This is a genomic window from Craterilacuibacter sp. RT1T, from assembly GCF_023502145.1.
Taxonomy (GTDB): Bacteria; Pseudomonadota; Gammaproteobacteria; order Burkholderiales; family Chromobacteriaceae; genus Craterilacuibacter.
In genome coordinates this window covers 1-16493 of sequence record NZ_JAMFLI010000010.1, presented here as the reverse complement: position 1 = coordinate 16493, position 16493 = coordinate 1, and the positions used below count along the sequence as shown (strand labels likewise).

The window sequence follows — 16493 nt, the reverse complement described above, 5'->3', positions numbered from 1 at the left end:
AGAGGACGCAATGGCTATCACTACCCATGAAGAACTGCAGGCCCTAGTGGCACGGGTCAAGGTCGCGCAGCAGCGCTTTGCCGGTTTCGACCAGCAGCAGGTCGACCATATCTTCCGCTGCGCGGCCCTCGCCGCCGCCGACGCGCGCATCCCGCTGGCGCGCATGGCGGTTGCCGAGACCGGCATGGGTGTGCTCGAGGACAAGGTGATCAAGAACCACTTCGCCTCCGAGTACATTTACAACAAGTACAAGGATGACAAGACCTGCGGCGTGCTGGAAGAAGACGAGACCTTCGGCACGCTGACCATCGCCGAGCCGGTCGGCGTGCTATGCGGCATCGTACCGACCACCAACCCGACTTCGACCGCGATCTTCAAGGCACTGATCTCGCTGAAGACCCGCAACGGCATCATCTTCTCGCCGCACCCGCGCGCGAAGCGCTCGACCTGCGAGGCCGCCCGCATCGTCCTTGCCGCTGCGGTGGCCGCCGGCGCGCCGAAGGACATCATCGGCTGGATCGACGAGCCGTCGGTCGAGCTGTCGCGTGCGCTGATGCACCACCCGGATGTCAACATGATCCTGGCCACCGGCGGGCCGGCCATGGTTCACGCCGCGTATTCGTCGGGCAAGCCGGCCATCGGCGTCGGCGCGGGCAATACGCCCGCGGTGATAGACGAGACGGCCGACATCCGGCGCGCGGTCGCGTCGATTCTGATGTCCAAGACCTTCGACAATGGCGTGGTGTGCGCGTCCGAACAGTCGGTGATCGTGGTCGACGCCATCTACGACGCGGTGCGTGCGCGCTTTGCCGAGCACGGCGGCTACCTGCTCAGCGCGACGGAAGCGGAGGCGGTCCGTCAGGTGCTGCTGAAAAACGGTGCGCTCAACGCGGCCATCGTCGGGCAGAGTGCGCTGGAAATCGCGCAGATGGCCGGCATCTGCGTGCCGGCCGGCAGCAAGGTGCTGATCGCCGAGGTGACCGACCTGAGCGAGGCCGAAGCCTTCGCGCACGAGAAGCTGTCGCCGACGCTGGCGATGTACCGGGCGCGCGACTTCGATGAGGCGTGCGACATGGCCGAGGCGCTGGTCGCGCTGGGCGGCATCGGCCACACCTCGGCGCTGTACACCGATCAGGACCTGCAGCACGAGCGGGTGTGCCGCTTCGGTGCGCGCATGAAGACGGCGCGCATCCTGATCAACACGCCGTCGTCGCAGGGCGGCATCGGCGACCTGTACAACTTCAGTCTGGCGCCGTCGCTGACTCTGGGGTGCGGCAGCTGGGGCGGCAACTCGATTTCCGAGAACGTCGGCCCCAAGCACCTGATCAACAAGAAGACCGTGGCCAAGAGGGCGGAAAACATGCTGTGGCACAAACTGCCGAAATCCATCTACTTCCGTCGCGGCAGCCTGCCGGTGGCGCTGGAGGATCTGGCCGGCAAGAAGCGCTGCCTGATCGTGACCGACCGTTTCCTGTTTGAAAACGGTTACGTCGAGGACACGGTGCGCCTGTTGAAAAAGCAGGGCATGGAAGTCGAGTGTTTCTTCGAGGTGTCGGCCGACCCGACGCTGGCCGTGGTGCGCAAGGGCACTGCGCTGGCGCACGCCTTCCGGCCGGACGTGATCCTGGCGCTGGGCGGCGGCTCGCCGATGGATGCGGCCAAGATCATCTGGGTGCTGTACGAACACCCGGACGTCCACTTCGAAGACCTGGCGCTGCGCTTCATGGACATCCGCAAGCGCATCTACCGTTTCCCAAAGCTCGGCGAGAAGGCGATGCTGGTCGCGGTGCCGACCACGTCCGGTACCGGCTCGGAGGTGACCCCGTTCGCCGTGGTCACCGACGAGAAGACCGGGGTCAAGTACCCGATCGCCGACTACGCGCTGACCCCTGACATGGCGATCATCGACGCCAACCTGGTGATGAACATGCCCAAGTCGCTGACCGCGTTCGGCGGTATCGATGCGGTGACCCATGCGCTGGAGGCCTATGTGTCGGTGATGGCTAATGAATACTCCGACCCGCAGGCCTTGCAGGCGCTCAAGCTGCTGAAGGACTACCTGCCGTCGTCCTACCAGAATGGCGCACACGACCCCAAGGCGCGCGAGCAGGTGCATAACGCGGCGACCATCGCCGGCATCGCTTTCGCCAACGCCTTCCTCGGCGTTTGCCACTCGATGGCGCACAAGCTCGGGGCCGAATTCCACCTGCCGCACGGACTGGCCAACGCCTTGTTGATCTGCAATGTGATCCGCTACAACGCGGCCGACTATCCGACCAAGCAGACCGCATTCAGCCAGTACGAATGTCCTAAGGGCGCGGCCCGCTACGCGCAGATCGCCCGCCATCTGGGCCTGGGCGGGCGCGACGACCACGACAGCGTTGCGAGGCTGATCGTCTGGGTTGACGACTTGAAGGCGGTGCTGGGCATTCCTGCGTCGATCCAGGCCGCCGGTGTGGCCGAGGCCGACTTCCTGGCCCGGCTCGATGCGCTGGCCGAGGCCGCCTTCGACGACCAGTGCACCGGTGCCAACCCGCGCTACCCGCTGATCAGCGAGCTGCGCCAGTTGCTGCTCGACAGCTACTACGGGCGTCCTTACCGCGAGACCGCTGCGCCGGACGCCGGCGCGAAGGGCAAGCGCAAGGCGCACTGAGGCCCGCACCTTTCCGTGATCGGGGTGTTGCACCCCGCTTGGCTCCTGCCTGTGGCAGGGGCCTTTTTTCGGCGTCAGGCGCGGCCCAGCCGCTCCAGATAGGCGATGGCTTTGGGACTTTGTCCCTGTAGCTGGAAGACGATGCCTTCGTCGTCGACCTTGTCGAGGAAGGTGCGCAAGAAGCGCTCGCCTGCGCGCGACAGCGGACGGTTGCACGGGATCAGGATGTTGAACTCGAAAGGAATCGCAGGCTTGAAGGGCTTGAAATGGAGGCCGCGCTCTGCGTACAGGATGGAGGTGAACGGGTCGAGGATCGCATAGCCCAATCCCGCCTCGACCATCGCGCCGATGGAGTAGGCGAACGAGGCTTCCGCCACCTTGTTGTAGTGCAGCCCGTGGCGGGCAAATTCGGCGTCGATCTGTTTTTGCGGGAAATCGTGCTCGTAGCAGACCATCTGCTGTCCGGCCAGGTGCAGGGGGCTCAGACTGGGCACGTTGGCCAGTGGGCTGTTCTTGGGCAAGAGGCACAGGTACTCGCTGCGAAAGCTCAGCACGTCGGCGCCCGCCACTGGCTGGTCACAGATGCAAAAGCCGATATCGTAAGCCTTCTGCGCCCCGGGCAGGTTGATCTGTTCGGAACGGTAGTTGCGCAACACGAAGCGGGTATGCTGTTCTTCTGCGAAGGTGGCGAGCACCTGCGGGATAAAGGCCACCGACAGCAGTGGCAGGGCTGCGATGTACAGATCGCCTTGCGGCAATTCGCGCAGACGCTCGGCCGTGTGTTCGATCCGGTCCAGTGCCTGGAAGACGCGCTCCGCGTCCTTTATCAGGGCACGCGCCTCGGCGGTGGGCAGCAACTGCTGGCGGGTGCGTTCGAACAGCAAAAAGCCCAGATCCTGTTCCATGCTCTTGAGCAGACGGGTCGCCGCGGGCTGGGTGATGCCGAGAGACTGCGCTGCCGTGGTGATCGTCCCGTGGGTCATGATGGCGTAAAACGCCCTGATCTGTTGTGTCTGCATGTCTGAGCACGGCGTTATATTAGACATGATTATAAAGGACTGCTCGGACATAAGCCTTGTCCTAAAGCAAGCGGTCGGACATTTTCAAGGAGGGCGCAGTCAGACCATGGCGTGCACATGGTTGAATCTCGATGGCATGTGGCGCAGGATATGGCGTCAACCACAAGGAGTCTCCATGCCTACCATCACCCTGCGCGGTAACCCTATTGAAGTGTCTGGTGTTTTGCCTGCCGTCGGCAGCCAAGCGCCAGCCTTGAGCCTGACCAACGGCGATCTGGCCGAGGTGACGCTGGCTGACTTTGCCGGCAATAAGATCCTGAATATTTTCCCCAGCGTAGACACGCCGACTTGCGCCACTTCGGTGCGCAAGTTCAATGAGCAGGCCGCCGGCCGTGCCGGTGTGAGCGTGCTGTGCATCTCGGCTGACCTGCCGTTTGCGCAGAAGCGCTTCTGCGGTGCCGAGGGCATTGAGGGCGTGATCAATCTGTCGACTTTCCGTCATCCCGAGTTCCGTAGTACCTGGGGTGTCGAGTTCGCCAGCGGCCCGCTGGTCGGCCTGTGTGCGCGGGCGGTGGTGGTGCTGGACGCTGACAACAAGGTGTTGCACAGCGAGCTGGTGAGCGAAGTCGGGCAGGAGCCGGACTACGCCGCCGCGCTGGCGGTGTTGTAAGCACCATTTAGAGGGTGGGGCGCCATGGTTGGCGCCTGCCCTGCCTGTTTAAACCAGCTCATCTCGCCCAGCAATAGCGCCGAGGCCTGATCCAGTCGTTGTGTCATCGGCGTGATGGCCGTCATTTGCTGCTCGATGGCCTGGGCCTTATCCGACAGGTGGCGGCTGGTGTCGACAATCTGTCGCCCGCTGGCCTCCTGTTCTTCCCCCGCTTCGCCGATCTCGCCAACCTTGTGGCTGACTTCAGCCAGTGCCGCATCCACGGCGGCCAGCGTCGTAGCCAGCACGTTTTGTGCCTGCCGGCTGTCGTTGCCGGTGTTGCCGGCTTCGCGGATGGTGCCGTCCAGCACGCTGGTCGCGTTTTCGATCTGTATTAGCGCCTGGCCGATGCCGTCGGTGGCATCACGGGTGCGTTCGGCCAGTTTGCGCACTTCATCGGCGACCACGGCAAAGCCGCGACCGCTTTCGCCGGCACGTGCCGCTTCGATGGCGGCATTGAGCGCCAGCAAATTGGTCTGGTCGGCGATATCGCGGATCAGCGCACTAACCTGACGGATACTGTTGCTGGAGTGTTTGAGTTCCCCCATCTTGCCCGAGACCGCATCGATGCGTTCCAGCAGCCGGCCCATATTCACGGCGCCTTGTTCACATGCCGTGCGTGCATGGGCGGTACGCTGTGTGACATTCGCCATGCCGGATTCGATTACGGCCAGATGGCGGGCAATCATGCCAGCCGCTTCGTCGACGCGGCTGGCGGCATGGTGTGACTGCTCGGCTTGCTCGGTCTGTGCCGCACTGATGGCAATGACCTGTCGCGTCAGCCCGGAGAGTTGCGCATTTTCATGTGCACCGGTGGCGGCATGACTTTGCACGCGTTCAAGCAGCGTGGCCAGTTTTGCCAGAAAGCGGTTGATGCCTTGCGCCGCATGGGAGAGTTCATCGTGGCCTGCTGCGGGCAAGCGCGTGGACAGCCAGCCATCGGCCAGGGCGCCGGCAGCCTGATCGATGGCATGCAGGCGGCGTTTGAGCCAGTGGGCGAGCAAACCCTGCGAGAGCACTACGGCCAGAGCAGCCAGCGCCAGCGGGCCGAGGACGAGCAGCAGCAAGTGGTCGAGGGCGCGGGCAATCCGGGTATTGTCGCTTGATGTCTGTGCCTGTTGGTGCTGAATATCCTGATCCAGCTGCATGGCTAGCGGCAGCAGATGGCTGTTGTAGGCAGACTCCGGCATCGCCAGGGCGTCTTCCGGTGCGGTGGCGGCAATCTGTAGCGCCGAGGCCAGTTGCTGGTGGTATTGCTTCCAGTTGGCGCCAACTGCATTGCGGAACGTTTCGTGTTCGCTTGCCGGCAAGCGCGCAAGCACTGCCGGCAGTAGCCGGGAGAAGGTGGCGTCTGCGTGCTTGAGCCTGACGGCCGTTTCATCCAGTAGCGGATCGGCGCGGGAAAGTGCCAGCGCCTCGCTCTTGAGGGTGTATAGCTGGATGCCTAGCACCTGTTGCTGGCGATTGTGCTCCAGCTCGCCCAGTGTCCGCTCCAGCAAATAGGCGCTGCTGGCCATGACCAGCAGCAGGCAGGCGAGGGTAAACGCAACCGAGGACCACAGGCGCTGGCTGATCGTCATGATCTGTCACCGTTTCATTTAAACGGATGCAGATTAGTCATATTTGGTTAAGTAAAAATGACGTTTGCGTGAAGATAGTGTTTCATGGGTGTGCCACTCATGCGTTTAGCTGCTGGCGTCCGCGAGCCAGATAGGCCTCCATTTCTGCCGCTGGCAGCATGCTGCCGCCGGTTCCCCAGACCAAGTGGGTCGCGCGGGCCATATGTGCCGGGGTCAGGCCGGCACGCTTGCGGTAACCCTGTGTTTCCTGCAGCACGCGCACCATGCCGGGCACGCCAGCCAAGGCCGATGGCTCCATGCGGATGCCTTCCAGCTGTTCGGCCAGTGCCAGATAGCGGAACAGCGCGTCATCGCTGACGGTGTAGAAACCGTCCAGCAGGCGCTGCATGGCTTTGCCGACAAAACCGGATGGACGGCCGACGGCCAGTCCGTCGGCTGCGGTGACATTGTCGATGCCGAAATCCTGTACCGACACCGCGTCGTGCATGCCAGTGTAGACCCCCAGCAGCATGCACGGCGAGTGGCTTGGTTCGGCAAAGATGCAGTGCACCGCATCGCCAAAGATCAGCTTGAGGCCAAAGGCCACACCGCCGGGTGCGCCACCGACGCCGCACGGCAGGTAGACGAACAGCGGATGTTCGGCGTCGACGCGAATGCCGGCCGCCGCGAGCTGGCGTTGCAAACGCTCGGCGGCGACGGCATAACCGAGGAACAGATGGGTCGAGTTTTCGTCGTCGACAAAGTGGCAGTTCGCGTCGGATGCGGCCTGTTGGCGGCCTTGCGCCACCGCCACGCTGTAGTCGGACGCGTATTCGATCACGGTCACGCCATGGGCGCGCAGCTTGTCTTTCTTCCACTGGCGCGCATCGGCCGACATATGCACCGTGGCCTGAAAGCCCAGTTGCGCACTCATGATGCCGATAGACAGGCCGAGATTGCCGGTGGAGCCGACTGCGACCTTGTACTGGCCGAACAGGGCACGGGCTGCATCGCTATCGAGCAAGGCATAGTTGTCGCCTGCTTGTAGCAGGCCCGCAGCCATTGCCAGATCTTCGGCGTGCTTGAGTACTTCGTAAATACCGCCGCGCGCCTTGATCGAACCTGAGATGGGGAGTTCGTTATCGGCTTTGAGCCACAAGCTGCCGGGCAATTCCAGCCGGTTTTCTGCGGCCAGTGCCGCCTGCAGCTTGGGCATGGCCTGAATGGCGGACTCTATCACGCCGCCGCTCGCCTGAGTTTGCGGAAATACACGCATGATATAAGGCGCAAAGCGTGCCAGACGGGCACTGGCATCTGCCACATCGGCGGCTGTCAGGCCCACGTCGGCCAGTGCTTCGGCGCAGGGCGCGATGCCCGGATTGAACCAGCTGCTTTCTTGCAAGGCGATCAGCGCGCGGATTAGCGGGTAGCCGGCGCACCAGCTCTCAAGTGTCTTGTCCAGAATAAGCATGTGTGTGCGCCAGTCAGATGCGGTGCTTGTTCATCAGGCGCACATAGTGCTCGGCCGAGTATTTGAAATAGGCGATTTCGTCGCTGCTGAGGGCGCGTACCTTTTTGACCGGATTGCCCAGATACAAATAGCCCGATTCCAGCCGTTTGCCCGGCGGCACCAGCGAGCCGGCGCCCACCAGTACATGCTTTTCGATATGGGCGCGATCCAGCACGATGGAGCCGATGCCGACCAGTACCTCGTCGTCTATGGTGCAGCCGTGCAGCGTCACATGGTGGCCTATGGTCACATGCTTGCCGATGACGAGGGGAGCACCCAGCGGGTCGGATGCTTTCTTGTGGCTGACATGCAACATGGCGAAATCCTGCACATTGCTGCCTTCGCCTATGGTGATGCTGTTTACGTCGCCGCGTATCACCGCATACGGCCATACCGATGCGTCTTTTTCCAGTGTCACCTCGCCGATCACCACTGCAGCCGGGTCAACCCAGGCGCTGTCGCTGACAACGGGAGCGGTGCCGTCGAAGGCGCGGATATTGTGATTCATGGTCTTGTCCTCATCTGTAAGCGATCCGCGCCTATGATACAGGCGTGCCCCGAACAAGGATGACAAAACAATGAATGCAAACCCGCTGCTCGAACTTGAAGGCCTGCCCCGTTTCGATGAAATCCGCGCCGAGCATGTCGCGCCCGCCATCGACCAGCTGCTGGCCGAGGCGCGTGCCGCCGTTGCCGCGGTGACCGCCAATAGCGCGGCGCCCAACTGGGACAATGTTGAAGGCCCGCTGACCGATGCCACCGAGCGGCTGGGGATCGCATGGAATGCGGTCTACCACCTCAATAGCGTGCTGAATATGGAAGGCATGCGCGATGCGTTCAATGCCGCCTTGCCCAAGGTGTCCTTGTTCGGCACCGAGCTTGGGCAGAATCTCGAGCTGTTCGCCAAGTATCAGGCTTTGCGTGCCGCCGGCGATTTTGATGCCTGGCCACAGGCGCGCAAGACCGTGATCGAGAATGCGCTGCGCGATTTTCGTCTGGCTGGCGCCGAACTGCCGGACGCGCAGAAGGCGCGCTATGTCGAAGTGTCGACGCGCATGTCCGAGTTGTCGGCCAAGTTTTCCGAAAATGTGCAGGATGCAACCGATGCCTGGGTGAAAATCATTGCCGATGAAGCCGAGCTGGCCGGTGTGCCGGACGATGCGCGCGCCATGTTTGCGGCGATGGCCGAGGCCGATGGCAAAGAGGGTTTCAAGCTGACGCTGCAGTTCCCCTGCTACTTCCCGGTGATGCAGTATGCCGACAAGCGCGAACTGCGCGCCGAGGTGTACGAAGCCTATGCCAAGCGCGCGTCCGAATTCGGCCTGCCGGCACAGGACAACACGCCCATCATGCGCGAGAAGCTCGCGCTTGCGCGCGAAGAAGCGAATTTGCTGGGTTTTGCCAGCTATGGCCAGTTGTCGCTGGCGACCAAGATGGCCGAGTCGCCGGAGCAGGTGATTGCCTTTCTGCGCGATCTGGCGGTGCGCGCCAAGCCGTATGCAGCGCAAGACCGCGCCGAGCTGGAAGCCTTTGCCCGCGAAACGCTGGGTCTGGCGACGCTGGAAGCGTGGGACATTGCCTATGCCAGCGAAAAGCTGCGCGAACAGCGCTATGCCTTCTCCGAGCAGGAACTCAAGCAATACTTCCCCGAGCCCAAGGTGCTGGACGGCCTGTTTGGCGTGGTGAAAACCCTGTACGGCGTCGACATCCGCAAGGCGGAAGCGAAGGTATGGCACGACGATGTGGACTACTTCGAGATTGTGAAGGACGGCGAGCTGATCGGCGGTTTTTACCTTGATCTTTACGCGCGCGAAGGCAAACGCCCGGGTGCGTGGATGGCCGATGTGTTTGGCCGCCGCGCCAAGGCCGGCAAGGTGCAAAAGCCGGTGGCTTTCCTCACCTGCAACTTTACCCGTCCGGTTGGCGACAAGCCGGCACTGTTCACCCACGACGAGGTGATTACGCTGTTCCACGAGTTTGGCCACGGCTTGCATCATCTGCTGACCCGCGTCGACGAGCTGGGCGTGTCCGGTATTTCCGGCGTCGAGTGGGATGCGGTCGAGCTGCCTAGCCAGTTTATGGAAAACTTCTGCTGGGAGTGGGATGTGCTGCAGGGCATGACGGCGCAGGTAGACAGCGGCGAGCCGCTGCCCAAGCTGCTGTTCGACAAGATGATCGCGGCCAAGAACTTCCAGAACGGCATGATGACGGTGCGCCAGCTGGAGTTTTCGCTGTTCGACATGCGCATGTATCACGAGATGGCGCCGGACGGTGACTGGATGGCGTTGCTGGAAGCGGTACGTGACGAGGTGGCGGTCAACCGTCCGCCGGCGTACAACCGTTTCCCCAACTCGTTCAGCCATATCTTCGGTGGTGGCTACGCGGCCGGCTATTACAGCTATAAGTGGGCGGAGGTGCTGTCGGCCGATGCCTATGCGGCATTCGAAGAGGCTGGCGGCGCCAACCCGGAAACCGGCGCGCGTTTCTGGAACGAGATCCTCGCCGTCGGCGGCTCGCGCCCGGCGCTCGAGTCGTTCCGCGCCTTCCGTGGCCGCGACCCCGAGATTGATGCGTTACTGCGCCATGGCGGCATGGTTGAGGCGGTGCATTAAGCACACAGTTCGTTGCATGGAAAAAGCCACTGGTGCTAAACCAGTGGCTTTTTTGTTTCCATTTGGGATGCCTAAAACGGGAAAAATTATGTTGGCCTGCTATTTTGAGAAGACACGCGTCAATCAGACAGGAGCAGGACATGGGCAGCGAAGCCGGCGCAGCAGAACAGACTACAGGGCTGCATCGCAGCTTGCAGGCCCGCCATCTGACCATGATTGCGATTGGCGGTGCCATCGGTACCGGCTTGTTCGTCGCCTCCGGCGCTTCGGTTGCACAGGCAGGCCCCGGTGGCGCGGTGGCAGCCTATCTGGTGATCGGCATCATGGTGTATTTCCTGATGTCCAGTCTTGGCGAGATGGGGGCTTATATGCCCGAGTCCGGCTCATTCACCCTGTATAGCGAGCGTTTTGTCGATCCGGCTTTCGGCTTTGCCCAAGGCTGGAATTACTGGTTTAACTGGGCGGTGACCATCGCCGTTGAACTGGTGGCGGCACAGATTGTGATGGCGTTCTGGTTTCCCGACGTGCCCGGTTATTGGTGGAGCGGCCTGTTTCTGACCATTTTCGTGTTGCTGAATGCTTTTTCGGTCAAGAGTTTCGGCGAGGGCGAGTACTGGTTTTCCATGGTCAAGGTTGCCGCCGTGGTGGTGTTCCTGCTGGCCAGTGTCTTTATGGTCTTGGGCGTGCTGGGCAAGGGGCCGGCACCGGGGCTATCCAATTTCACCATGGGCGAGGCACCATTTGTCGGCGGCCTGGGTGCCATTATCGGTGTGGCGATGATTGCCGGCTTCTCCTATCAGGGCACCGAGTTGATCGGTATCACGGCGGGCGAGGCCGAGCATCCGGAAAAGACCATACCCAAAGCCATACGCCAGGTGTTCTGGCGTATTTTGATCTTCTATGTGCTGTCCATCCTGATGATCGGCCTGTTGCTGCCGTATAACGACCCCTTGCTGCTCAGAAGCAATGTCAAGGATATCGCGGTGTCGCCCTTTACCTTGGTATTCGAAAAAAGCGGAGTGCAGGCTGCCGCGTCGATCATGAATGCGGTCATCCTCACCGCCATTTTGTCGGCGGGTAACTCGGGCATGTACGCCTCCACCCGTACGCTGTACTCGATGGCGATGGATGGGCAGGCGCCCAAGGTGTTTGCCAAGCTCAGCAAGAACGGCATCCCGATTTACGCGCTCTTGATGACGACGGCGGTTGGGGCTTTGTGCTTTTTTACTTCGCTGGTCGGCGATCAGGTGATTTACCTGTGGTTGCTGAATCTGTCCGGGCTATGCGGCTTCATCGCCTGGCTGGGCATCGCCATTTCGCACTACCGTTTCCGCAAAGGCTTTATCGCTCAAGGACGCTCCTTGTCCGAGCTGCCTTATCGCGCGCGCTTCTTTCCGTTTGGTCCCCTGTTCGCCTTCAGCTTGTGCCTGTTTATCGTGTTGGGGCAAAACTATGAAGCCTTTTTCGAGGCCAATATTAACTGGAACGGCATTGTTGCCACCTATATCGGCTTACCGCTGTTTTTGCTGGTGTGGCTGGGATACCGCATTAAACACAAGACCCGGTTTGTGCGGATAGACGAGATGAAATTCCCGCCCAAGAGAGAGCCTGCGCGCAAAGCGGATGATAGTTGACTAAAACGTAAGAGGTTTGCACAGGATTGCGTGCAGCCCTGCATCAGGCTAGTCGTGCCGAGGCGGATCTGGGTTTCACAGGAGAGTATGGTTATGAAAAAATTAATGGTGTTGGTCATCGCTGCCTTGCCGGCAGCGGCCATGGCCGATGTGGAAATTTACGGCAAGATGACCGGCGAAATCGCGCGCAACAAAACGGCGACGGCGACTTACCCTAATAACAGTGTGGGGCAGGCTGCAGGTCCGTTCGGCGCCACGACCCAGATCGACAGCGCATCCGGTGTGAACTCGCACATCGGCTTTCGCGGCAACGAGGCGCTGGGTAACGGCCTGAAGGCGATCTGGCAGCTCGAGCAGGGCATAGACTTTACCAATGGTGGCGAGGGCAATACCTTTGCCACGCGAGACAGCTTTATCGGTCTGGCATCTGATGACTGGGGTTCGGTCAAGCTTGGTCACATCAGCACCTTCCAGAACTCGAATATGGAGTATGTCGACCCGTGGACCTATAACGCCAACACCCATGTTAACGGCAGCAGCATCTTTACCCGCACCGACGGCCGGGTTGACAGCGCGATCCGCTACGACAGCCCGACCCTGCTAGGCGGCCTCAACTTCGCGCTGCTATACGGTTTCAACGAGCCTGGTGGCGGCCAGCCCAAGCAAAACACCTTTAACTTTGGTGTGTCGTATAACTTGGGTGCTTTTACCGCTGCGTATAGCTATCTGAATTACCAAAATAGCAACGCATGGACCAATCCTGATGGGGATATCGTCAGAAATGGTGACTCTCCTGCCTTAGGTCAGCGTTTCGAGGTGATGTATAGCGAAGGACCGTTGTATCTGGCCGCTGGCTATCAGCAGACCAAGGGCTATGGCAACAATCTGTGGCCGGGAGCCAATCCATCGTTCGACAATCTGACTGTGGTTGGTCAAACACCGGATAGCCTATTGGGCAAAAACTTTAAAACCAAGGAAGCCGAGCTGACCGCGTCTTATAGCCTGGGCAACTTCACGCCGCGCCTGACCTACGCTTATGGCTGGGATGTTGACGCCAACGGCGCCAAGCAGTCGGACACCGGCTACAAGCAGTGGGTTGTGGGTACCGATTACCAGATTTCCAAACGCACTATGAGTTATCTGTCGTACGGTCGTGTCAAATATGGTCAGAACGTGCCATTTGATAGCGGTAGCGGCGACGATAATGAATACACCTTGGGGGTCGGTATTTCCCACTCGTTTTAAGCCGGCTTTGGCATAAGCAAAACCGCCCGGATCAGGGCGGTTTTGCATTATTAGCGGCTGGCTTCCGGCTCTTCCCGCTCGGGCGAACCCAGCGTATGGCGGTGGCGGAAGGTGGGAGTGCGTAGCGCGAACGACGGCGCAATCGGGGTCAGAGTGGTACGATTCGGATTCTGCGTCGGGCAAAGTGCCCGTGCATCGGTGTGCTGCAAACGCTTGTCTTGAGCTCGCAAAAGGCTCTCTCCGTTGATATGACGATTTGATTCTAGGCCGGAGCAGAGCTGACTGACAATGTTTCTTGCGGCGAGTGTTGTTTAATTGATTAAACGCGTTGTTTAACGGATTGGGTTTATTGATGAAATTGGCTACCTGGAACGTCAACTCCCTCAAGGTGCGCCTGCCGCAAGTCTTGCAATGGCTGCAGGATAATCCGGTCGATGTCTTGTGCCTGCAGGAGCTGAAGCTGGATCAGGACAAGTTTCCGCAGGAAGAGATCGAGGCGGCCGGCTATCGCGCGGCCTGGCTGGGACAAAAAACGTATAACGGCGTGGCGATTCTGGTGCGCAGCCCTTTAACCCTAAGCGATGTGGTCAGCGGGATTCCCGGTTACGACGATGTACAGCGCCGGGTGATCACCGCCACCGTGGGCGGAGTGCGCGTGATGTGTGCCTACTTCGTCAACGGCGAGGCGGTCGACTCGGAAAAGTACCCATACAAGCTGGCCTGGCTTGCGGCTCTGGAAGGCTATGTGGCAAGCGAAGTGGCCGCGCATGCCGATTTTGCCTTGCTGGGGGATTACAATATCGCGCCGGATGATCGCGATGTGTATCAGCCCGAAGCGTGGCAGGGCAAGGTCTTGTGCTCGGAACCCGAGCGTGCCGCCTTTTTCCGCCTGATTGCGCTGGGCCTGTCCGATTCCTTCCGCCTGTTTAATCAGGATGACAAGCAGTACAGCTGGTGGGACTACCGCGCGATGATGTTCCGCCGCAATCTCGGGGTGCGCATCGATCACATCCTGATCAGCGATACGCTTAAGGCGCGGGCGCTGGCTTGTGACATCGACAAGGTACCGCGCAAATGGGAGCGTCCATCCGATCACACACCGGTGGTACTGACGCTGGCTGCACAATAGTGCTGACTATTTGTCCTATATCAAGAGGATGTGCCATCCATATTGGCAGGGAGGCTGGCTTGCCGGATGATGCCGGCAGCCGAATGCCCGGGAGCCTGTGTGGATTACGCTTTTGACAACCGCCTCGACTTTACCCTGTTTGATAAGCTGCAACAGCAGCAGGACAGTGCGCCGCATTTTCACCCTTATAGCCAGCTGGTGTTTCCCCGTAGCGAGGGCGTGCTGGTCGCGATCGGCACGGCAGAGCCGGTCGAACTGGCTGCGGATGCCGTGTTATTTATTTCACCTTTCGTGCGCCATCATGTAACCGTCAAAACTGCCGATGCGTGCTGGGATTCGCTGGCCATCAATCTGGCCCGCCTGGGGCCGGAGTTTTTCAACTCGCACTACCTCACGCCCATTCAGGATCTGTTGCACCACGGTTTTTCCGGCCTGTTGTTTCATGGCGGCACGGCCATGCATGCACGGCGCGATTTTTTCATGATTCGCAACAGCTTTCGCATGGAGTATCTGATTTCCATTTTGCAGATACTGCATACGCTCAGTACGGCGCGTGAGTGGCACCCACTGGCCTCGGAGCAGAATCATCCGGTTGAACAGCGGGATATTCAGATGTGTCTGACCATCAGCGAATATATCCGCGAGCACCTGTCCGAGCCGCTGGATATCGCGCAGGCGGCCAGTCTGGTGCATATGTCGGAGTCCAGTTTCAGCCGTTTCTTCAAGCGCTTCTTTGGCAAGCCTTTTCATGCTTATCTGATCGACAAGAAAATGGAGGCGGCAGACTATTTGCTGTTTGCTACACGCTTGCCGATACAGGAAATTGCCGACCGTCTGGCTTTTAATTCGGCCTCGCATCTGGCCATGACTTTCAAGCGCCACCGGGGCATGACGCCGGGCGAATATCGCAGCCGGCAAAATGAGTGATGTGTCAGCCAGAGAAAAAGGCCGACCCTTTTGGGTCGGCCTTTTTGATGGTGTGCCGTAAGTTTCTGGCCGCAACTGGAGTCAAGGCTTGACTCAGTAAGATGGGCTTTGGCTAGCCATGCACGAAAGTGATCAGTACCATTCGATACCGGCTTTTTCGGTCGAGATTACGGTGCCGGCTTCGCCTTTAACAATCTTCTCGATGTCCTGCAGCGCGCCGATCACGGCTTTCTTGCCGGTCAGGCGGGCGAATTCGCAAGCCGCTTCCACTTTCGGGCCCATGGAGCCGGCAGCGAAGCCCAGCTTTTCCATTTCGTCCGGGTGAGCGTGCTTGATGGCTTTCGCTTCTGGCGTGCCCCAGCCGACAAATACGGTCGCTACGTCGGTTGCGATCACGAAGTAGTCAGCATCCACTTCACGCGCCAGCAGGGCGGAGGTCAGATCCTTGTCGATCACGGCTTCCACGCCAACCAGCTTGCCGTCCTGGTACATGGTCGGGATGCCGCCGCCGCCAGCTGCAATCACCACTGCGCCTTTTTCTATCATCCACTTGATAGGACGCATTTCGAAAATGCGCTTAGGCTTAGGAGACGGTACCACGCGGCGGAAGTATTCGCCGTCGGCCTTTACCGTCCAGCCCTTTTCTGCGGCGTGTTTATCGGCTTCTTCCTTGCTGTAAACCGGGCCGACAAATTTGGTCGGGTTAGCAAAAGCAGGATCGTTGGCATCGACTTCGGTCTGGGTCAGGATGGTGGCGAACGGCACTTCAACGGGCAGTTCGTTCCCCATTTCCTGCTCGATCATGTAACCGATCATGCCTTCGGTTTGCGCACCCAGTACGTCCAGCGGATACGGTGTAACCGAAGCATCGATATGGCGGGCGTAAGCATCATTCTGCAGACCCAGCAGGCCGACTTGCGGGCCGTTACCGTGGCACATCACCAGGTTGTGGCCCAGGCGGGTCACGGCAGCCAGTTGTTGTGCCGCTACTTTTACATTGGCACGCTGGTTGTCGGCGGTCATGGCTTCGCCACGCTTTTGCAGGGCGTTACCACCCAGGGCTACTACTACGCGCATGTCTGTTTCCTTGAAAAACGGGGCGCCGCCTAAGCGGCGCGGTGGAAGGGGGAAGTTCGTGCCGCCAGTCTATAGGCGCTCGTGTGGATAGCCTGTGTCGACAAGCGCCAATTGCTTGTCTGTGCATGCCACGACGACTAAAGTCGTGGCCGCGCATTCCCGCGATGCGCCCGGACAGGCCGGGCGCCCTTGCATTTTATTGATCGCCCAGCGTTGCAACCATGACCGCCTTGATGGTGTGCATGCGGTTTTCCGCCTGCTCGAAGGCTACGTTAGCGTGGCTTTCGAACACGTCTTCGGTCACTTCGATACCGTTGGCGAATTGCGGGTACACCGCAGCTACTTCAGCACCTACAACGGTTTCGCTGTTGTGGAAAGCTGGCAGGCAATGCAGGAACTTAACGGCCGGGTTCTTGGCG

The 16493-nt window shown here is 60.2% G+C and carries 13 protein-coding genes and 1 pseudogene; 7 read left to right on the top strand and 7 right to left on the bottom strand.

Features of this window, described 5'->3' with window-relative positions:
- Window positions 1–10: 10 nt before the first annotated feature.
- A complete protein-coding gene (adhE, locus tag M3P88_RS13270) occupies window positions 11–2653 on the top strand; it encodes a bifunctional acetaldehyde-CoA/alcohol dehydrogenase (RefSeq protein WP_249616487.1) in 2643 nt (880 codons plus the stop codon).
- A gap of 74 nt (window positions 2654–2727) precedes the next feature.
- On the opposite strand, the gene M3P88_RS13265 is transcribed toward adhE, so the two are convergent.
- Window positions 2728–3699, bottom strand: coding sequence for a LysR substrate-binding domain-containing protein (locus M3P88_RS13265; RefSeq protein ID WP_249616486.1), 972 nt, complete (start codon window positions 3697–3699; stop codon window positions 2728–2730).
- Between the two features lie 148 nt (window positions 3700–3847).
- On the opposite strand from M3P88_RS13265, the gene tpx reads away from it, so the two are divergent.
- Window positions 3848–4342 carry a thiol peroxidase gene (gene tpx, locus M3P88_RS13260; RefSeq protein ID WP_249616485.1) on the top strand — a complete coding sequence of 165 codons (495 nt, stop codon included), beginning with the start codon at window positions 3848–3850 and terminating at the stop codon, window positions 4340–4342.
- Here tpx and M3P88_RS13255 read toward each other — a convergent pair.
- From M3P88_RS13255 to M3P88_RS13245, 3 genes are all read right to left on the bottom strand, one after another.
- Entirely contained in the window at window positions 4315–5961 is a 1647-nt protein-coding gene (locus M3P88_RS13255; RefSeq protein WP_249616484.1) for a methyl-accepting chemotaxis protein, read from the bottom strand. The two genes, tpx and M3P88_RS13255, sit on opposite strands and share 28 nt — an antisense overlap.
- A gap of 97 nt (window positions 5962–6058) precedes the next feature.
- Complete coding sequence (dsdA, locus tag M3P88_RS13250; RefSeq protein ID WP_249616483.1) at window positions 6059–7411, bottom strand: D-serine ammonia-lyase; 1353 nt, start codon at window positions 7409–7411, stop codon at window positions 6059–6061.
- Between the two features lie 13 nt (window positions 7412–7424).
- On the bottom strand, window positions 7425–7958 hold the full coding sequence (locus tag M3P88_RS13245) for a gamma carbonic anhydrase family protein (RefSeq protein ID WP_249616482.1): 534 nt from the start codon (window positions 7956–7958) through the stop codon (window positions 7425–7427).
- Window positions 7959–8028: 70 nt separating this feature from the next.
- On the opposite strand from M3P88_RS13245, the gene M3P88_RS13240 reads away from it, so the two are divergent.
- The 3 genes from M3P88_RS13240 to M3P88_RS13230 all read left to right on the top strand — a co-directional run bounded on the left by M3P88_RS13240 (window position 8029) and on the right by M3P88_RS13230 (window position 12941).
- The gene (locus tag M3P88_RS13240; protein ID WP_249616481.1) at window positions 8029–10062 is read left to right on the top strand and encodes a M3 family metallopeptidase; all 2034 of its coding nucleotides are present in this window, start codon (window positions 8029–8031) and stop codon (window positions 10060–10062) included.
- Between the two features lie 140 nt (window positions 10063–10202).
- Window positions 10203–11696: an amino acid permease gene (locus M3P88_RS13235; RefSeq protein ID WP_249616480.1), complete on the top strand. Its 1494-nt coding sequence runs from the start codon at window positions 10203–10205 to the stop codon at window positions 11694–11696.
- Window positions 11697–11789: 93 nt separating this feature from the next.
- Entirely contained in the window at window positions 11790–12941 is a 1152-nt protein-coding gene (locus M3P88_RS13230) for a porin (RefSeq protein ID WP_249616479.1), read from the top strand.
- Window positions 12942–12991: 50 nt separating this feature from the next.
- Here M3P88_RS13230 and M3P88_RS13225 read toward each other — a convergent pair whose 3' ends face one another.
- Window positions 12992–13171, bottom strand: a complete 180-nt coding sequence (locus tag M3P88_RS13225; RefSeq protein WP_249616478.1) for a hypothetical protein — start codon at window positions 13169–13171, stop codon at window positions 12992–12994.
- A gap of 122 nt (window positions 13172–13293) precedes the next feature.
- Between M3P88_RS13225 and xth the strand changes: the two genes are divergently transcribed.
- Entirely contained in the window at window positions 13294–14070 is a 777-nt protein-coding gene (gene xth / locus M3P88_RS13220; protein ID WP_249616477.1) for an exodeoxyribonuclease III, read from the top strand.
- A gap of 99 nt (window positions 14071–14169) precedes the next feature.
- The gene (locus M3P88_RS16015; protein ID WP_249616476.1) at window positions 14170–14997 is read left to right on the top strand and encodes an AraC family transcriptional regulator; all 828 of its coding nucleotides are present in this window, start codon (window positions 14170–14172) and stop codon (window positions 14995–14997) included.
- Between the two features lie 132 nt (window positions 14998–15129).
- Here the strand turns inward: M3P88_RS16015 and arcC are convergent, their stop codons facing one another.
- Entirely contained in the window at window positions 15130–16074 is a 945-nt protein-coding gene (gene arcC, locus M3P88_RS13210) for a carbamate kinase (RefSeq protein ID WP_249616475.1), read from the bottom strand.
- 196 nt (window positions 16075–16270) lie between these two features.
- Window positions 16271–16493 (bottom strand): annotated as a pseudogene (locus M3P88_RS13205) (ornithine carbamoyltransferase); the annotation flags it as partial.